The sequence below is a fragment of the Streptomyces sp. C genome (genome assembly GCF_000158895.1).
Lineage (GTDB): Bacteria > Actinomycetota > Actinomycetes > Streptomycetales > Streptomycetaceae > Streptomyces > Streptomyces racemochromogenes.
Map to the genome: position 1 here is coordinate 7,077,849 of NZ_GG657750.1, position 17,060 is coordinate 7,094,908.

The following is a 17,060-nucleotide window of genomic DNA, read 5'->3' on the forward strand; positions in this document are numbered from 1 at the left end:
GACGGCGGCGGCGGTGCTCAGCCGGGCGGGGGCCCGGGGCGTGATCAGGCGCCTGCGCGGGGAGGGGACGGTGGTGGGGGCAGGGGCGTCGGCGGGGGCGTCGGCGACGGTGGTGGTGCTGGGGTGCATGCGGGGGCGGGTTTCCGGTACGGGCGGGGCAGGGAGGCAGGAGCGGCCGTGCCTGGACGGTGATCGACCGTCGGCCGGGCCTCGCGCCCGATCCGGGTGAGGACGGCGCAATCCGGACACGACCCTATCGCCCGGGCCTTCGGGCGGTGCCGCCGGGGGTGCCGGTCGGGGTGTGACGGGAGGGACTGCGGGCAGTCGCAGCGCAAACAGCGGATCGGCCGGAAACGGCCGGCCGTGATCGTGTATGACTGCGGAGGCACGAGCTCGTGGCAGGGAAGGACCAGCAATGACGACGCACCCCCACCTCGCCGGGATCCTCACGGACCTCGACGCGGTGATCGCCGAAGCCCCCGCCGACGCGACCGGCGCACTGTGGCGGCTGACCGGAACCGGGCGCGGTCTGGACGCCAACCTGATCCGGCTCCGCCCGGGAACGGTCATCGCGGAGCACGCGGAGCCCGTCCTCGACGTCCTGCTGGTCGTGGTGGAGGGCGGCGGCCGGCTCGACACCGAGGACGGCCCGCACCGGCTGCGCCCGCACACCGCCTGCTGGCTCGCGCGCGGGGCCCGGCGCTCCCTGACGGCCGGCCCGCAGGGGCTGGCGTACCTCACCGTCCACACCCGGCGCCCCGGCCTCGGCATCGGCACCGCCGGCCGGACGGCGGGCGCCGCCGAGGGCGGGGAGCCGGCGTGCCTGCTGCACCGGGTCTGCCCCGACTGCGGCCGCCTCGCCACGGAGTCCGCCGCCCGCTACTGCTCCCACTGCGGCACCGCCCTCCCGGCCTGACCCCCGGCCCCCGCCGCCCGCTACTGCTCCCACTGCGGGACCGCCCTCCCAGCCTGCCCCCCGGCCCCCGCCGCCCGGCCCCGCCACCCACTGCCGTCCCTGCCGGTCCTGTCCGGGCCTGTTCGGGCCTCTGCGGGCCCTGCCGGGCCGGCCCGGGTACCGCCGGCGCTGCCGGACGCCGCCGGGATCGCCGGTCCGGCCCGGGTGCCTTCGTCCGGGCCCGCCGACCCGCCGGACGCCGGGCGGGTCGTCAACCGGGGGCGGGCCGGCGCGCCCCTTCCGGGCTGCGCGGCCCCGTTCGGCGGTCACGGGCACCCCGCGGCCCCTACGCTCGGAGCGGACACCCGGCCCCCTTCCCGGAAGGCAGGTCCCCATGCCCAGCACCCAGGTGCCCGTCATCGACCTCGGGCCGTGGCGCTCCGGCGACCCCGCCGCCCGTGCCCGGACCGCCGCCCGCGTCGACGAGGCGCTCCAGACGGCCGGCTTCCTGCTCGTCACCGGGCACGGGGTGGACCCGGAACTGCCCGCCCGGATCCGGGAGGCCGCCCGCACGTTCTTCAGGCTGCCGCCCGGGGCGAAGCAGCCGTACGCCGTGCGCGTCGGCGGGCGCGGCTGGCTCGGCCCCGGCGCGGAGGCCAACAGCTACGCGGAGGGGACGGCCTCGCCGCCCGACCTGAAGGAGTCCTGGTCCTGGGCGGCGGAGGACCCGACGGGGGTGCCCTCGGTGGACGCCGAGTGGTTCCGCCCCAACACCTGGCCCGCCGAGGTTCCGGCGCTGCGGCCGCCGGTGGCCGAGTACCTGGCCGCGATGCGGGCCCTCTCGGACGAACTGCTGGAACTGCTGGCCGTCGCCCTGGCCCAGCCCGAGGACCACTTCACCCGCCACACCGGGCACCCCACCTGGGGGTTCAACGTCAACTGGTACCCGGGCGCCGAGGTGACCGGCGAGCCGCTGCCCGGGCAGTTCCGCATCGGGCCGCACACCGACTTCGGGACGGTGACCGTCCTTGACCGCGAGCCGGGCGCGGGCGGCCTGCAGATCCACACCGACGAGGGGGGCTGGCAGGACGCCCCCTGGGACCCTGCGGCGCTCACCGTCAACATCGGAGACCTGCTGGCCCGCTGGACCGGGGACCGCTGGCGGGCCGGCCGCCACCGCGTGCTGCCGCCGCCCGCGCACGCCCCGGCCGAGGAACTGCTGTCGCTGGTCTACTTCTACGAGTGCGACGCGCACACCCGCGTCGAGTCCCTGCCCGCCCCGGTCGGCAGGGTGGCGCACGAGCCCGTCGACTCGCACGTCTACCTGCGGGCGAAGCTCGACGCCATCACGGTGCCCTGAGGGCGGCCTCCTCCATGATCAGGCGGGCCCGATTACCCCTGGTCGGACCCCGTTCGGCAGGATGTGGGCATGACCGAGATCCGCACCCCCCGTCTCCTCCTCCGCCGCTGGACCGACGACGACCTCGTCCCCCTCTCGGAGATCAACGCAGACCCCGACGTGATGCGCTGGACCGGCGACGGTTCCGCGCTCGACCTGGAGGAGACCGCCGAGGCCATCGAGCGCTGGGAGGAGGAGTGGGACGACGAGGGCTTCGGCCTGTTCGCCGTCGAGCTCCTCGCCTCCGGCGAGCTGATCGGCGCGGTCGGCCTGTCGGCCGCCGACGACCTGCCCGAGACGCGGCACCAGGTGCAGATCAGCTGGCGCCTGGGCCGGCCCTTCTGGGGCCAGGGCTACGCCTCCGAAGCGGCCCAGGCGGCCCTGGAGTTCGCCCTCCAGGACCGGGGCCTGGACCGTGTCGTCGCCGTCAACCGGGTCGGCAACGAGGAGTCCGCGAACGTGATCCGCAAGCTCGGCATGGAGAGCGACGGGGAGACCTCCGACCCGGAGACCGGGGCCCGGCTCACCCTCCACAGCATCGACCTCACCGAGTACGAGGGCTGAGCCGCCCCAAAGCCGCCCTTTGGCACCCCATAAGATCCGGTTATGGGGTCATAACCCGGGGGCGGGTGCCGGGTTAGGGTGGCCTTAGTTTAGGGTTTCCTTGATCAGTCAGATTGTCGGTCGAAGGGAACCCAGTCATGCCTCGCTCTCTGCGGGTAGCAATCGTCGGTGCCGGCCCCGCCGGTATCTACGCGGCCGACGCGCTGCTGAAGTCCGAGGCGGCGGCCGACCCCGGTGTCTCCATCGACCTCTTCGAGCGGATGCCCGCACCCTTCGGCCTGATCCGCTACGGCGTGGCCCCGGACCACCCGCGGATCAAGGGCATCATCACCGCCCTGCACCAGGTGCTCGACAAGCCGCAGGTCCGCCTCTTCGGCAACGTGGACTACCCGGGCGACATCTCGCTGGACGAGCTGCACACCTTCTACGACGCCGTCATCTTCTCCACCGGCGCCACCGCGGACCGCGCCCTCGGCATCCCGGGCGTCGACCTCGACGGCTCCTACGGCGCTGCCGACTTCGTCTCCTGGTACGACGGCCACCCGGACGTGCCGCGGACCTGGCCGCTGGAGGCCGAGAAGGTCGCCGTCCTCGGCGTCGGCAACGTCGCCCTCGACGTCGCCCGCATCCTCGCCAAGACCGCCGACGAGCTGCTCCCGACCGAGATCCCGCCGAACGTCCACGAGGGCCTCAAGGCCAACAAGGCCCTCGAGGTCCACGTCTTCGGCCGCCGGGGCCCGGCCCAGGCGAAGTTCAGCCCGATGGAGCTGCGCGAGCTCGACCACTCGCCCAACATCGAGGTCATCGTCAACCCCGAGGACATCGAGTACGACGAGGGCTCCATCGCCGAGCGCCGCAAGAACAAGCAGACCGACATGGTCGCCAAGACCCTGGAGAACTGGGCGATCCGCGACACCGGCGACCGCCCCCACAAGCTGTTCCTGCACTTCTTCGAGTCCCCGTCCGAGATCCTCGGCGAGGACGGCAAGGTCGTCGGCCTGCGCACCGAGCGCACCGAGCTGGACGGCACGGGCAACGTCAAGGGAACCGGGCGGTTCACCGACTGGGACGTCCAGTCCGTCTACCGGGCCGTCGGCTACCTCTCCGACGAACTGCCCAAGCTGCCCTGGGACGTGGCGACCGGCACGGTGCCCGACGAGGGCGGCCGCGTCATCGAGAACGGCGGGCACCTCGCCTCGACCTACGTCACCGGCTGGATCCGGCGCGGCCCGATCGGTCTGATCGGCCACACCAAGGGCGACGCCAACGAGACCGTCGCCAACCTGCTGGCCGACCACGCCGAGGGGCGTCTGCTGACCCCCGCCACTCCCGAGCCGGAGGCGGTCGAGGCCTTCCTCGCCGAGCGGCGGGTCCGTTACACGACCTGGGACGGCTGGTACAAGCTGGACGCCGCGGAGAAGGCGCTCGGTGAGCCGCAGGGCCGCGAGCGCGTGAAGATCGTGGAGCGCGAGGAGATGCTCGGGGCGAGCGGCGCCTGAGACCACGGGTGGGGCCCGCCGACGGCGGGCCCCATCGGCGTGTCCGGGGTCAGTCCCGGATCGCGGTGATCTTCCTGGTGGCCAGGTCGGCCTGGACGTGGACCGTGGTGGTGCTGTTCGCGCTCCAGGTCAGCGTGACCGCGGCGTTGGTCTTGCCCATCCCGCTGTCCACGGAGGTCACCTTCCACTTGAGCGGCACGTTCTGGGCGCGCAGCACCCCGTCGGCGTGGTTGGCGTCCTCCCACTGCCGCAGCTCCCGCCGCAGGGGCTCGGAGAGGTAGAACGCGCGCAGCCGGTCGGCCGTGGCGCCGTCCCCGTCGTAGACCGCGTCGATGTACGAGCCGTAGAAGTCGGCGATCCGGGTGAACGCCCCCTCCGGGCTGCCGGAGACGGACGGCGGCGCGGCCGCGGTCGCGGAGGTCCCGGCGGCGACCGCCAAGGGCAGGGCGGCCGCCCCCGCGGCGGCGCTGAGGGCGATGGAGGTGACGCGCTTGGTCGGGAGCTGGAGCATGGGTCGTGGCCTTTCCCCGGGATCGCGTGCCGGTACGGTTCCCGGCTGCCCTGGATGACGGGCCCCGAACGCCCACCGGTTTCCACTTGTCCCGGAAATGGCGAGATTTCGCCCGTACGGGCGATCCGTACCCCCCGAGTCCGCGCGACGGCGGAATGCGGCGTGCCGGCAGGAGGTTGCGAGGGACGCGACATCCGACTCCGTACGCACTGGAGAGCTCATGAAGATCGGCATCATCGGCGCCGGCAACATCGGCGGCAACCTCACCCGCCGGCTCACCTCGCTCGGCCACCAGGTCTCCGTCGCCAACTCCCGGGGCCCGCAGACCCTCACCGACCTCGCCCAGGAGACCGGCGCCACCCCCGTCACCGTCGCCGAGGCGGCGCGCGGCGCCGAGATCGTGGTGGTCGCCGTCCCCTTCAAGAACGTCCCCGACCTGCCCGCCGGACTGTTCGACGGGGCGGCCGAGGGCTTCGTCGTCATCGACACCGGCAACTACTACCCGAAGCACCGCGACGGCCGGATCGCCGGCGTCGAGGACGAGGGCCTGACCGAGAGCCGCTGGACCGAACGCCACCTGGGACACCCGGTGGTGAAGGCCTTCAACGGCACCTACGCGGCGGACATCATCGACCGGCCGCGGCCCGCGGGGCATCCCGAGCGGATCGCGCTCCCCGTGGCCGGCGACCACGAGGAGGCCAAGAAGGCGGTCCGCGCGCTCATCGACGAGCTCGGTTTCGACACCGTCGACGCGGGCGGCCTCGACGAGTCCTGGCGCCAGCAGCCCGACACCCCCGTCTACGGGCTGCGCGGCGGCGTCGAGGCCGTGACCCGGGCCCTGGCCGAGGCCTCACCCGTGCGCACGGACGGGTTCCGCGGCTGATTCCGTACACCCGATCGATGTAACGCTCTGCATTTATGCGACAGCCCTGTGCTACGGTCCTGGCAGTTGCAGGTGTGGTTCCCACAGATCTTCGGACGGGGTCAATCATCACGGCGACGCCGGGCCCGCACAGTGCGGATCCGGGTACGGCCCCGAAGGAGAATCGATATGGCGTCCGGCACCGTGAAGTGGTTCAACGCGGAAAAGGGCTTCGGCTTCATCGAGCAGGACGGCGGCGGCGCCGACGTGTTCGCCCACTACTCGAACATCGCCACCCAGGGCTACCGCGAGCTCCAGGAGGGCCAGAAGGTGAACTTCGACGTCACCCAGGGTCAGAAGGGCCCGCAGGCCGAGAACATCGTGCCCGCCTGAGCCTCCGCCCGGCTTCCCCGCGCCGCCGGGGTCCGCACCCGTGGGTGCGGACCCCGGCGGCGTGCGTTCCGGGCCGATTCGGGTCCGGGGAGCGGGTTCAGCGGGCAGACTGTGCGGCGTGACGACAATGAGCAAAGGCGCCAACCTCCCGGTCGCCGCCCCCTCCGTCAGAGCCGTGCTCGGCTGGTCGCCCGGGCCGGGAGTGCCCGACGTGGACGCCTCCGCGCTGCTGCTGGCCGGCACCGGACGGGTCCGCTCCGACGGGGACTTCGTCTTCTACAACCAGCCGCGCCACGCCTCCGGGGCCGTACGCCACCTGGGCAAGCGGCCCGGCGCGGACACCCTCGACGTCGACCTCGCCGCCCTGGAGGGGGACGTCGAGCGGGTCGTGCTCTGCGCCTCCGCCGACGGCGGCACCTTCGGCCGGGTCCCGGGACTGCACCTGTGCCTGCTCGACTCCGTCTCCGGCGCCGAACTGGCCCGCTTCGACATGGAGGCCGGGCCGGAGACCGCCTTCGTGAGCGGCGAGCTCTACCGGCGGTCCGGGGCCTGGAAGTTCCGGGCCGTCGGCCAGGGGTACGCGAGCGGGCTCGCCGGACTCGCCACCGACTACGGCATCACCGTGGACGACGCCCCGCCGGCGGCGGCCGCTCCCGCTCCCGCTCCTGCTCCCCCTTCCGCTCCTGCTCCCGCTCCCCGGCCGGTCCCCGCGCCCGCGCCCGCGCCGGCGCCCGCGGCCGCCCCGCCGGCCGGTGAGGCGGTCGTACGGCTCGTCAAGGGCGAGGAATGGCTCCCCGAGGACATGCGGGGGCGGCTGTCGCTGCGCAAGAAGCAGGTCGCCGTCAGCCTGAGCAAGGCCGGCGCCCAGGGGGTCACGGCCCGTGTGGTCCTCGTCCTCGACGCCTCCGGATCGATGAGCACCCTGTACGCGCGCGGCACCGTCGCGAGCGTGGTGGAGCGGATGGCGGCCGTCGCCGCGCAACTGGACGACGACGGCGAGATGCAGGCCTGGACCTTCGCCACCAACCCGGCCCGGCTGCCGGACCTCGCCGTCGGGGACCTGCCCGAGTGGCTGCGCCTGCACGTGCGCGTCGGCCAGATGAGCCTCTTCGGCCGCAAGAAGCCGCCCAAGGGCCTCGTCGCCGGCCAGGTCGACATGCGGCACGTCGGCTTCCAGAACGAGGAGCAGAAGGTCATCGCCGAGGTGCGGGACTTCGTACGCTCCCACCCGGTACCGGCCCCGACCCTGGTCCTGTTCTTCTCCGACGGCGGCGTGTACCGCAACGACGAGATCGAGCGGGAGCTGCGGGCGGCCGTGGAGGAGCCGGTGTTCTGGCAGTTCGTCGGACTGGGCCGGGCCGGCTTCGGGGTGCTGGAGCGCTTCGACACCATGCCCGGGCGGCGCGTCGACAACGTCGGCTTCTTCGCCGTCGACGACATCGACAGGGTCTCGGACCAGGACCTGTACGACCGGCTCCTGTCGGAGTTCCCCTCCTGGCTGCGCGCGGCCCGGCAGGCGGGCATCCTGCGCTGACCCGCCCCCGGGCGCCGGGGGCGCAGCAACGTTTCACCGGGTGAAAGGTGCGGCCGGTCGGGTGAGCCGGAGCCCCCCTGCCTGTCGCGCGGGCGCCTCCGGCGACTAGACACCTTTGCGTGATCAAGGAACCCCCCGGGTCCCGGACGCTCCGCCCCTCACGCCGCCCCGGACACCCCCCGTCCGCCGCCGCCCCGGCCCAGGCGTCCGCCCGGGCCCGCGCGTCCGCCCCGGTGCGGGTGTCTGCGGTCCGCGCGTTCGCGGTGGTCTGCGGCGTGCTGGCGGGCTGTGTGGTGCTGGCGGGCTGTGCCGCGAAGGTCCCCGGGCCGCGGCCCGATCCCGATGAGCTGATCAGGGCCGCCACGCAGCGCCTCACCGACGCGTGCCTGACCCGCCAGGGGCTCGTACCGCCCCGGGCCGGGCCGGGTCGCCCGCGGGACGCCGGCGACCGGCGGGTCAGTGCGGCCCTGTTCGGCGCGGGCCCGGCGGAGCTGTCCCTCGCGCTCCCCACCGGCCACGTCGTACGCGCCCACACCGACGGCTGCCTCGCCGCCGCGCAGCAGCGGCTCTACGGGGACCAGCCCGGCTGGTTCCGCGCCTCCGTCGTCGTCAACAACCTCCGGCCCGAGGCCGACCACACCCACCGCGACCTCGCCGAGGTGCGGGCCCGCCACCGCGGCGAGATCGCCGACTGGGAGCGGCTGCGCGCCCGCGCCGTCACCGAAGCCACGACCGTCCTCACGTCACCACCACCGAAGGGAAACCCGCCCGCATGAAGCGCCTCACCACCCTCCTCGCGACCGCCCTGGTCGCCACCGCCGGGATCCTCGACACCTCGACCACCGCCGAGGCGGCGGACTGCCGCAGCGGCTACTTCTGCGTCTGGACGCACGCCCACTTCGACGGCATGAAGATCGAGCACAGCGGCGACGACTCCTGGTGGGAGGGCGACATGTTCAAGCAGGACTCCTCCTGGGCCAACCACGGCGTGGAGCGGCCCGGGCGTGCCGGACCACGTGAAGGTGTACGAGGGCCGCAAGCACCTGGGCCGGGTGACGCTCTGTCTGGCCCCCGGCCAGGAGGTCGGCTACAACGCCGGCGCCAACGACCAGGGCGGCTCCCACACCTGGTCGACGGGCTGCTGAGGCCCCCCGGATAGGCTCGGTCCCGGCCGCCCGGGTCCGTACCGTCCGCCGGGCGGTACGGACCCGAAGGAAGGAACCACCGCCATGCCCGGCCCCGCCGAGATCCGGATCCTGCGCGCCGCCGACCGGACGGCCGCACCGTGGAAGAACGGCGGCGGCGTCACCCGCGAGATCGCGGCCCGGCCCGAGGGCGCGGGCACCGCCGACTTCGCCTGGCGGGTCAGCCTCGCCGAGGTGGAGGCCGACGGACCCTTCTCGCGCTTCCCCGGCGTCGACCGGATCCTCACCCTGGCCGAGGGGGCGGGCATGGACCTCACGGTCGGCGGTGCCCGGCGGGTCGTCGACGAGCGGTACGCGCCGCAGCACTTCCCCGGGGACCGGGCGACGGACTGCCGGCTGCTGGGCGGCCCCGTCGTGAACTTCAACGTGATGTACCACCGGGACAGGGTCCGGGCCCGCGCCGCCGTCGTGCGGGGAGAACTCGCCCTCACCGCGCTGCCGGACGAGACCCTGATCGTCGTGGCCCTGGAGGGCCCGGCGGCGCTCCACCGCCCGGGGTTCCCGGACGCCCGCACCGAGCTCGGCCCCTACGACGCCGTTCTGCTGCGGGAGTTCCCGGCCTGTGTGATCCGTACCGAGGGGCGGGTGGCCGTTGTGGGAATGCACGCCACCGCCAGGGTGGATTGAGCCACCGGCAGACGGATTCGCGTCAATCGAATTACATGCAGGGGTCAAGGAACGGTAAAGACGGATACCGTCGCGCATGCTTTCGAACATACGCCCTTCGAACGTTTCTCCCGAGGTCGCCGCCCCCAACACCGCCGCGCGCGGGGCGGATTCGCCCAGCCGGCGCACCCTGCTGCGCACCGCCGTGGCCGGCACCGCGACCGCGGGATCCGTCCTCGCCCTGGGCTCCGCCTTCCCCGCCTCCGCCACCCCTCCGGCGCCCACCACCGGGTCCCGTCCCACGACCCCCGAGCAGGCCCTGCGCGAGCTCGCCGCCGGCAACCGGCGCTGGCGCACGTACCGTCAGGAGCACCCCCACGAGTCGCCGTCGACCCGGCTGCGGCTCGCCAAGGGGCAGAACCCCTTCGCCGTCGTCCTCGGCTGCGTCGACTCCCGGGTCCCCCCGGAGCTCGTCTTCGACCAGGGCCTGGGCGACCTGCTGACCGTCCGCTCGGCGGGCGAGGTGCTGGACGAGGCGGTGCTCGGCAGCATCGCCTACGGCGTCCTGGAGCTCAAGATCCCGCTGGTGCTGGTCCTCGGCCACCAGTCCTGCGGCGCCGTCGGCGCGGCCGTCCACGCCGACGAGACCGGTGAACGGCTGCCCGCGCACATCCAGTACCTGGCCGACCAGATCAACCCCGCGATCGACCGGACCCGGCACGGCGACGCCCGCGTCCGCGCCACCATCGACGCCCACGCCCGCAGCACCCGCGACCGGCTCGCCGCCGAACCGGACCTGGCCCGCGCCGTCTCGGCCGGAAAGCTCGCCGTCGCGGCGGCCCGCTACGACCTGCACGACCAGCGGGTGAGCACCCTCAACTGACATCCGGCGGGGGCGGGGTAGCAGGTTCCGCCGTACGCCGGGCAGAATCGAACGGTGATCACGACCGAACCCGCGACGGACCCCTTCGACGAACACCGGCGGCTGCTGTTCGCCACCGCCTACCGCATGCTGGGGACCGTCAGCGACGCCGAGGACATCGTCCAGGACGCCTGGCTGACCTGGAACAAGGCCGACCGCTCGGAGGTCCGCCACCCCAAGGCGTACCTCGTGCGCACGGTCACCAACCTGTCCCTGAACCGGCTCACCTCGGCCCGCGCCACGCGGGAGGAGTACGTCGGCCCCTGGCTGCCGGAGCCCCTGCTCACCGAGCCCGACGTGGCGCAGGAGCAGGAGCTCGCCGAGAGCGTCTCCACGGCGATGCTGGTCGTCCTGGAGACGCTGGGCCCCGTGGAGCGGGCCGTGTTCGTGCTGCGCGAGGTCTTCGGCTACTCCCAAGATCGCCGGCTTCCTCGACCGTCCGGAGCCGGCGGTCCGTCAGATCTCCCACCGGGCCCGCAAGCACGTCGCGGAGCGCCGCCACCGCTACGACTCCGACACCGCGGAGCGCGAGCAGATCACCCGGCGCTTCCTGAAGGCCTGCGCCGGCGGAGACCTGAACGCCGTCCTGGAGATGCTCGCCCCCGACGTCACCGCCTGGTCCGACGGCGGCGGCAAGGTCACCGCCGCCCGCCGCCCGCTGTACGGCGCGGACCACGTCGGCCGCTTCCTCCAGGGGGTGCTGGCCAAGCCGGCCATGGCCGGGGTCACCGTCGTCCCGGCGGTCATCAACGGCGAGCTCGGCGTCCTCGCCCTGGCCGGGGACGAGCCGATCGGCTCCCTCACCTACGACCTGGAGGACGGTCTGATGCGCAACATCCGCATCCAGGTCAACCCCGACAAGCTGGCGGGCCTGCGCCGCTGACGGGCCGGGCCGCCGACATGCCCCAGGACCGCTGCACGGCCGGCCCCCGCGCGACCGCGCAGGAGATCACCGCCGGTCACCGGCAGCTGATCCGGGAAGCCCACCGGCGCCCTCTGACCTGCCCGGTCCACGGACTCACACGGTGCGCGAGAGGCATTCGAGTCCGGCTCCAGCCGGGCACCAATCGCGCGCCACCGGGTCTGGCTACTGTGCAGAGACCCACCGCACGACCAGCACCAAAGGGGTAGGCACGTGAACCACGCGCGCACCACCCGCCGCGTCGCGGCATCGTTAGAGGACCTCGTCGGCGGCACCCCGCTGTTCCGGCTCCAGCTCGACGGACTGCCCGACACGACCCGGGTCCTCGCCAAACTGGAAGCGGCCAACCCGCTGTCCAGCGTCAAGGACAGGGCCGCCCTCTTCATGCTGAGAGCCGCCGAGGAGTCGGGAGCCCTCCGGCCCGGCGCCACCGTCATCGAGTCCACCTCCGGAAACACCGGCATCGCCCTGGCGGCCCTCTCCGCCGCCCGCGGCTACCGCTGCCTGATCGTCCTCCCCTCCAACGCCTCCCGCGAACGCGTCCTGACCCTGCGGATGCTGGGCGCGGACGTCGAGTTCACCGACCACACCCTCGGCTTCGCCGCCTGCGTCGAGCACGCCGAGCGCCTGCACGCCCGGATCCCGGGCTCCTGGTACGCGGGCCAGCACCGCAACCCCGACAACGTCCGCGCCCACTACGAGACCACCGGCCCCGAGATCTGGCACGACGCCGACGGCCACGTCGACTACCTGGTGTGCGGGATCGGCACCGACGCCACCCTGACCGGCACCGCCCGCTACCTGCGCGAGCGGAACCCGGACCTGAAGGTGGTCGCCGTCGAGCCGGCGGGCTCCGCGCTGCTCTCCGGCGGCGAGGCCGGCCCGCACTCCATCCCCGGCCTCAACGGCGGCTTCGTCAGCCCCGTCACCGACATCCACCTCATCGACGAGGTGATCCCCGTCCAGGACGCCGACGCGGCCGCCACCACGCGCGCCATCGCCGCCCGCTCCGGACTCCTCGTCGGGATCTCCGCGGGCGCCGCCGCGTACGGCTGCATCGAACTCGCCCGCCGCCACGACCTGTCGCACGCGGTCGTGGCGACCGTCCTCCCCGACAGCGGCGAGCGATACCTCAGCTGGTGGCCCCGGGAGGACACCGCCGGCCCGGGGTGAGCCGGCACCCGCCCCACCCCACCCCCCGTTCCCCACCCGAGTACGAGTCCGAACATCCCTGCGGCCGCAGGGGGAGAAGAGAGCTGATGAACCCCGAGCGCACCCTGCTGCTCGTCGGTGCGACCGACGAGACCGTGCGGAAGGCCCACGACCTGGGGCTGAGCGTGCTGCTGCTCCAGCACCCCACCAAGGTCAGCGAGGAGCAGAACCGGCTCGCCGCGGCCGTCGAGGTGGTGGACTTCACCGAGTGGGAGCAGATCGAACCCCTGGTCCGGGCCTGGCACGAGAGCCCCGGCTTCGCCGCGGCCGTCTCCCTCACCGAGCCGGGGCTGGAGAACGCGGGCCGGATCAACGACCTGTACGGGCTCGGGGGGACCGGCTACGAGGTCACCGCCCGGATCCGCGACAAGGCCGCCATGCGCCGCTACGTGGCCGAGCACGACCCCGAACACGCCGTCGGCGCACGGTCCCTGAAGACCCGTGAGGACCTGGACGCCTTCGGGGCCCAGTACGGCTTCCCGTTCATCGTCAAGCCCGTCGACGCCACCGCCAGCATCGGCGTCATGCGCGTCGAAGGACCCGGGGACGCCGACCGGGTCTGGGCCGAGGTCAGCCGGCTCTCCGGCACCCGCACCGACCGGGTCTCCTCCCTGTTCGTCCTGAAGGACTTCCTGATGGAGGAGTTCCTCGACGGACCCGAGTTCAGCGTCGAGTCCTTCAGCTTCGGCGGCCGCCACGTCATCGTCACCGTCACCGAGAAGTTCACCGCCGACGGCCACTTCGCCGAGCTCGGCCACGCCGTCCCGGCCCGGCTGTCCGACGCCGACGAGGAGGCGATACGCGAAGGCATACGCGGCTTCCTCGACGTGATGGGCCTGCGCGACGGCGTCTGCCACACCGAGGTCCGCCTCACCGCCAAGGGCCCGCGCGTCATCGAGGGCCACAACCGGATCGGCGGCGACTCCATCCCCGAGCTGGTGCGCAGCGCCTTCGGCGTCGACCTGGTCACCCTCGCCGTAGGCGCCCCCTTCGGACTGGTCGAGGAGCTCCCCGACCGGCCGCGGGCGCACGGCGGCGCCAGCGTCCGCGCCCTGATCGGCACCCCCGGCACCCGGGTCGAGTCCATCGACGGGATCGAGGAGGCCCGCGCCGCCGAGGGCGTCATCTCCGTCACCCCCAGCGCGAAGCCGGGCGACGAGGTGCGGGTCCTGAAGGACAACTGGGACCGGCTCGGCCTGATCGCCGTCGCCGCCGAGGACACCTCCGCGGCGATCCGCCGGGGCGCCGAGGTGATCCGCGAGCACATCCGCATCACCCTCGCCGGCCCCGACGGGGAGACCGTCCTCGCGCAGCCGTCCGAGATCGCCCCGCGCGAGAACCTGCTGATCCTGCACCGCAACCCGCTGGAGCCGTTCCCCTACCGCTCCTGGCTGCCCGACCACACCGGCGACATCGTCGTCCTCGCCGCCCGCGACAAGATCGAACTCGCGGGCGAGAAGGTGCCGGACGGCGACCTCGGCTACACCCGCCTGGAGATCTTCGACGACTTCGACGCGGAGGAGGTCGACGCCCGCGCCGCCCAACTCGTCGCCGAGCACGGCATCACCGGCGTGACCGCCCTGCACGAGGCCGACATGCTGCGCGCCGCACGGCTGCGCGAGCGCTTCGGCCTGCGCGGCGCCTGGCACGACGACGTGGTGCCGTTCCGCGACAAGGCGCTGATGAAGACCCGCACGCAGGCGTCCGGCATCGACGTCGCGGCCTGGGTCCAGGCCCGCACCGCCGACCAGGCACGCGAGTTCGCCGCCGCCGAGGGCTTCCCCGTCGTCTTCAAGGAGCGCAGCGGATTCAACGCGATCGGCCTGCGCATCCTGCATGACGAGGCCTCCTTCGAGGAGTGCCTCACGGAGGTGTACGCCGGTGGCGAGCGCGACGACGTCCTGCTGGAGGACTTCGTCCCCGGCCGGATGTGCCACGTCGACGGCGTGGTGCGCGACGGCCGGGTCGCGATGGCCTGGCCCTCGCAGTACCAGTACGACCTGTCCTCCTTCGCCTCCGACCCGGGCCCGCGCATCGACCTCACCCTCGACGAGGACGACCCCATCACCGCGCGCCTGCTCGACCTCGCCGAACGGGTCCTCGCCTCGCTGGCCCCCGAGGGCTCCCGGCTGCGCGACCACGCCTTCCACATGGAGGTCTTCCACACCCCGGACGACCGCCTCGTCCTGTGCGAGATCGCCTGCCGCCCCGGCGGCGCCAAGATCCGCGAGGTCTTCCACAGCCTGTTCGGCGTGCACCTCGGCGGGTACGCCGTACGCGCCGACGCGGGCCACGAGCTCCAGCCCGCCGTCCGGCGCGGCGGTGACACCGCGGACCTGCCGAAGCCCCGTCACATGGCGGGACAGCTGCTGATGATGAAGCGGCCCGGCCTGGTGCGCGAGCTGCCCGGGGTCCCCGGCCACGACTGGCTCGACGGGTTCTGGCTCTACGCCGAGGAGGGCCAGGTCATCGCCCCGGCCTCCGGCTCCTCCGACTTCCTCGCGGCCGCGGTGGGCACCGGCCCGACCCGCGCGGAGGTCGAGCGCAGGCTGCGCGAGCTCGGCGAGTGGGTGCGCGAGCACAGTGTGATCGGCGACGCGTCATGAAGGGGTCCCGCCTGTCCGCGAAGACGCGGTACATGCTGGGCATGGTCGTCGACGCCACCGGCGCCGGCATGTACCTGCCCCTGTCCCTGCTCTACTTCCACCACGTGACGGGGCTCCCCCTCACCCAGGTGGGCACCCTGATGACGGCCGCCGCCGTGATCGGCCTGGTCAGCAACCCGGCGGCGGGCGTCCTCATCGACCGGTTCGGGGCCAAGGCAGTCGTCACCGGCGGGTACCTGCTGCGGGCCGCGGGCTTCTGCACGTACCCGCTGGTCGACAACGGCTACACGATGTTCGCCGTGATCCTGCTGGTCGCGCTGGGCGACACCTCCTACCCTCCCGCGATCCAGTCGTTCATCGCCGAGTTCGTCCAGGGCACGGAGCGGGACAAGCTGCTCGCCGCGCAGCGCAGCCTGCGCAACGCCGGTCTGGGCGTGGGCGGTCTGGTCGCCGGCGGGGTCCTGGCCCTCGGCAGCGACGCGTTCTACTACGTGATCGTGATCGGCACCGCCGCCGGGTACCTGCTGGCGGCCGCCTGCTTCGGCTCGATCCCGATCGCGAAGTCGGCCGCCCCGGCCGCCCGGACCTCCCGCAAGGGCGGCTACCGGCTGGTGGCCCGCAACCGGCCGTTCCTCGCCCTGACCCTGCTCAACGTGCCCACGGCGTTCGGCTACACCGTCCTCGCCATCGGCATCCCGGCGTACGTCACCCAGGACCTGGGCGCGTCCACCTCGCTCGTGGGCGTCCTGTACGCGGTCAACACGGTCGGGATCGCGCTGCTCCAGATCCCGGTCACCCGGGCCCTGGTCGCCTACCGCCGCTCGCGGGCGGTGGCCCTGGGCGCGGCCGTGTTCGCCTCCTCGTTCCTGGTGTTCGCCGTACTGGCCGCGGTGGGCGACAAGACCGCCATCCTGATCGGCATCTTCGCCGCGACGGCCCTGTTCACGGCCGGCGAGCTGATGCACGGGGCCACGGCGTCTGCCCTGTGCGCGCAGGCCGCGCCGGAGGAGACGCGGGGCCGCCACCTCGCCGTGTACCAGCTCTCCTGGGCGGTGCCCAGCGCCCTGGCACCGGCCGTCCTGACGGCCCTGCTCACCCTGTCACCGCTGGCGATGTGGCTGGTCCTCGCGGTGGGCGCGACGGTGTCGGCCCTGGGCGTCCTGCGCCTGGAGCCGAGGCTGCCGGAGGAGGCGGTCTACCCGCGGCCGCGTCCGGTGCCGGAGGGCAGGGGTCTGGCCGCCGAGCCCGCGGCGGCCTGACCGCCCGGGGCGCGCCGCCCCGTACGCAGCCCCCCGCCGGACCGCGTCACCGCGGTCCGGCGGGGGGCTCCTGCGTGCCCGGGGGATTCAGGAGGGGGTGCCCATCGGCATGGTGCCCATCGGTGCGGGGGTGCCCGAGGGTTCCGGGTTCGTGGACGGCCCCGGGGTGGCGGAGCCGGTGCCCGCGGGGCTGGGCGTCGCCGCGCCGGCGGGGGCGCCCGTCAGGACCTCCACCTTGCCGGTGTCGAGGGAGTAGTAGCCGCCGACCACCACGACCGACCCCTTCTTGACCATGGGGGCCAGATCCGCGTTGGCACGCAGGTCGTCCGCGGTCAGCTTGATCTGGGCGCGGATCATCCGGTCGACCGGGTCGCCGGTGCCGCCCTCCTTGGCCACCTGGTCGTACGCCGGCTTCAGGGCCTGCTGGACCGCCCGGAGGCCGCCCGGCAGGTTCTTCCCGTCGCGCAGCGCCTTGTACGCGGCGTCGATGGCGCCGCAGCGCTGGTGCCCGAGCACGAAGACCAGCGGGGTGCCGCCGGTCACCGGCCCGAACTCGACGGAGCCGGTCACCACCGGGCCGACCGCCTGACCACCGGTGCGCAGCACGTACAGGTCGCCGAGCCCGGTGTCGAAGAGCAGCTCGGGCGGCACCCGGGAGTCGATGCAGGAGA

The 17,060-nt window shown here is 73.6% G+C and carries 16 protein-coding genes and 2 pseudogenes; 16 read left to right on the top strand and 2 right to left on the bottom strand.

The window, feature by feature from the left end; genetic code table 11:
• Positions 1-415: 415 nt before the first annotated feature.
• From SSNG_RS31650 to SSNG_RS31665, 4 genes are all read left to right on the top strand, one after another.
• Positions 416-916 carry a zinc ribbon domain-containing protein gene (locus SSNG_RS31650; RefSeq protein WP_007268025.1) on the top strand — a complete coding sequence of 167 codons (501 nt, stop codon included), beginning with the start codon at positions 416-418 and terminating at the stop codon, positions 914-916.
• A gap of 373 nt (positions 917-1,289) precedes the next feature.
• Complete coding sequence (locus SSNG_RS31655; RefSeq protein ID WP_007268026.1) at positions 1,290-2,255, top strand: 2-oxoglutarate and iron-dependent oxygenase domain-containing protein; 966 nt, start codon at positions 1,290-1,292, stop codon at positions 2,253-2,255.
• Between the two features lie 69 nt (positions 2,256-2,324).
• Positions 2,325-2,858 carry a GNAT family N-acetyltransferase gene (locus SSNG_RS31660; protein ID WP_007268027.1) on the top strand — a complete coding sequence of 178 codons (534 nt, stop codon included), beginning with the start codon at positions 2,325-2,327 and terminating at the stop codon, positions 2,856-2,858.
• A 137-nt stretch (positions 2,859-2,995) separates the two neighbouring features.
• Positions 2,996-4,357: an FAD-dependent oxidoreductase gene (locus SSNG_RS31665; protein WP_007268028.1), complete on the top strand. Its 1,362-nt coding sequence runs from the start codon at positions 2,996-2,998 to the stop codon at positions 4,355-4,357.
• Between the two features lie 49 nt (positions 4,358-4,406).
• Here the strand turns inward: SSNG_RS31665 and SSNG_RS31670 are convergent, their stop codons facing one another.
• Complete coding sequence (locus SSNG_RS31670; RefSeq protein ID WP_007268029.1) at positions 4,407-4,868, bottom strand: hypothetical protein; 462 nt, start codon at positions 4,866-4,868, stop codon at positions 4,407-4,409.
• A 97-nt stretch (positions 4,869-4,965) separates the two neighbouring features.
• On the opposite strand from SSNG_RS31670, the gene SSNG_RS31675 reads away from it, so the two are divergent.
• The 12 genes and pseudogenes from SSNG_RS31675 (at position 4,966) to SSNG_RS31730 (ending at position 16,389) form a co-directional block, all read left to right on the top strand.
• Complete coding sequence (locus SSNG_RS31675) at positions 4,966-5,751, top strand: NAD(P)-binding domain-containing protein (protein ID WP_128637258.1); 786 nt, start codon at positions 4,966-4,968, stop codon at positions 5,749-5,751.
• A 168-nt stretch (positions 5,752-5,919) separates the two neighbouring features.
• Positions 5,920-6,123 (top strand): cold-shock protein, encoded by a 204-nt coding sequence (locus SSNG_RS31680; RefSeq protein WP_007268031.1) that lies wholly within the window; start codon positions 5,920-5,922, stop codon positions 6,121-6,123.
• Between the two features lie 127 nt (positions 6,124-6,250).
• On the top strand, positions 6,251-7,657 hold the full coding sequence (locus tag SSNG_RS31685; RefSeq protein ID WP_007268032.1) for a VWA domain-containing protein: 1,407 nt from the start codon (positions 6,251-6,253) through the stop codon (positions 7,655-7,657).
• A gap of 119 nt (positions 7,658-7,776) precedes the next feature.
• The gene (locus SSNG_RS31690; RefSeq protein WP_007268033.1) at positions 7,777-8,433 is read left to right on the top strand and encodes a hypothetical protein; all 657 of its coding nucleotides are present in this window, start codon (positions 7,777-7,779) and stop codon (positions 8,431-8,433) included.
• Positions 8,430-8,585, top strand: a pseudogene (locus SSNG_RS45445) (peptidase inhibitor family I36 protein); the annotation flags it as partial. The gene SSNG_RS31690 and the pseudogene SSNG_RS45445, both read left to right, overlap by 4 nt.
• Positions 8,586-8,661: 76 nt before the next feature.
• The gene (locus SSNG_RS45450) at positions 8,662-8,802 is read left to right on the top strand and encodes a hypothetical protein (protein ID WP_347232510.1); all 141 of its coding nucleotides are present in this window, start codon (positions 8,662-8,664) and stop codon (positions 8,800-8,802) included.
• An 84-nt stretch (positions 8,803-8,886) separates the two neighbouring features.
• The gene (locus tag SSNG_RS31700) at positions 8,887-9,489 is read left to right on the top strand and encodes a HutD family protein (RefSeq protein ID WP_007268035.1); all 603 of its coding nucleotides are present in this window, start codon (positions 8,887-8,889) and stop codon (positions 9,487-9,489) included.
• 76 nt (positions 9,490-9,565) lie between these two features.
• Complete coding sequence (locus SSNG_RS31705) at positions 9,566-10,351, top strand: carbonic anhydrase (protein WP_007268036.1); 786 nt, start codon at positions 9,566-9,568, stop codon at positions 10,349-10,351.
• A gap of 126 nt (positions 10,352-10,477) precedes the next feature.
• A pseudogene (sigJ, locus tag SSNG_RS31710) lies at positions 10,478-11,273 on the top strand (RNA polymerase sigma factor SigJ).
• 252 nt (positions 11,274-11,525) lie between these two features.
• Positions 11,526-12,485: a cysteine synthase family protein gene (locus SSNG_RS31715; RefSeq protein WP_007268038.1), complete on the top strand. Its 960-nt coding sequence runs from the start codon at positions 11,526-11,528 to the stop codon at positions 12,483-12,485.
• Between the two features lie 86 nt (positions 12,486-12,571).
• A complete protein-coding gene (locus SSNG_RS44290) occupies positions 12,572-15,130 on the top strand; it encodes an ATP-grasp domain-containing protein (RefSeq protein ID WP_007268039.1) in 2,559 nt (852 codons plus the stop codon).
• Positions 15,127-16,389 carry an MFS transporter gene (locus SSNG_RS31730; RefSeq protein ID WP_007268040.1) on the top strand — a complete coding sequence of 421 codons (1,263 nt, stop codon included), beginning with the start codon at positions 15,127-15,129 and terminating at the stop codon, positions 16,387-16,389. Before SSNG_RS44290 ends, SSNG_RS31730 begins: the two co-directional genes overlap by 4 nt.
• Positions 16,390-16,476: 87 nt before the next feature.
• Here the strand turns inward: SSNG_RS31730 and SSNG_RS31735 are convergent.
• Positions 16,477-17,060: carbonic anhydrase (locus SSNG_RS31735; RefSeq protein ID WP_128637260.1), on the bottom strand; the 584-nt coding region annotated here is incomplete at its 5' end.

Coding starts and splice junctions, on each gene's coding strand:
- SSNG_RS44290 (WP_007268039.1), top strand. CDS start 12,572: ATGAACCCCGAGCGCACCCTGCTGCTCGTCGGTGCGACCGACGAGACC.
- SSNG_RS31680 (WP_007268031.1), top strand. CDS start 5,920: ATGGCGTCCGGCACCGTGAAGTGGTTCAACGCGGAAAAGGGCTTCGGC.
- SSNG_RS31675 (WP_128637258.1), top strand. CDS start 4,966: ATGGCGAGATTTCGCCCGTACGGGCGATCCGTACCCCCCGAGTCCGCG.
- SSNG_RS31655 (WP_007268026.1), top strand. CDS start 1,290: ATGCCCAGCACCCAGGTGCCCGTCATCGACCTCGGGCCGTGGCGCTCC.
- SSNG_RS31705 (WP_007268036.1), top strand. CDS start 9,566: ATGCTTTCGAACATACGCCCTTCGAACGTTTCTCCCGAGGTCGCCGCC.
- SSNG_RS31685 (WP_007268032.1), top strand. CDS start 6,251: ATGAGCAAAGGCGCCAACCTCCCGGTCGCCGCCCCCTCCGTCAGAGCC.
- SSNG_RS31700 (WP_007268035.1), top strand. CDS start 8,887: ATGCCCGGCCCCGCCGAGATCCGGATCCTGCGCGCCGCCGACCGGACG.
- SSNG_RS31660 (WP_007268027.1), top strand. CDS start 2,325: ATGACCGAGATCCGCACCCCCCGTCTCCTCCTCCGCCGCTGGACCGAC.
- SSNG_RS31730 (WP_007268040.1), top strand. CDS start 15,127: ATGAAGGGGTCCCGCCTGTCCGCGAAGACGCGGTACATGCTGGGCATG.
- SSNG_RS31665 (WP_007268028.1), top strand. CDS start 2,996: ATGCCTCGCTCTCTGCGGGTAGCAATCGTCGGTGCCGGCCCCGCCGGT.
- SSNG_RS31670 (WP_007268029.1), bottom strand. CDS start 4,868: ATGCTCCAGCTCCCGACCAAGCGCGTCACCTCCATCGCCCTCAGCGCC.
- SSNG_RS31650 (WP_007268025.1), top strand. CDS start 416: ATGACGACGCACCCCCACCTCGCCGGGATCCTCACGGACCTCGACGCG.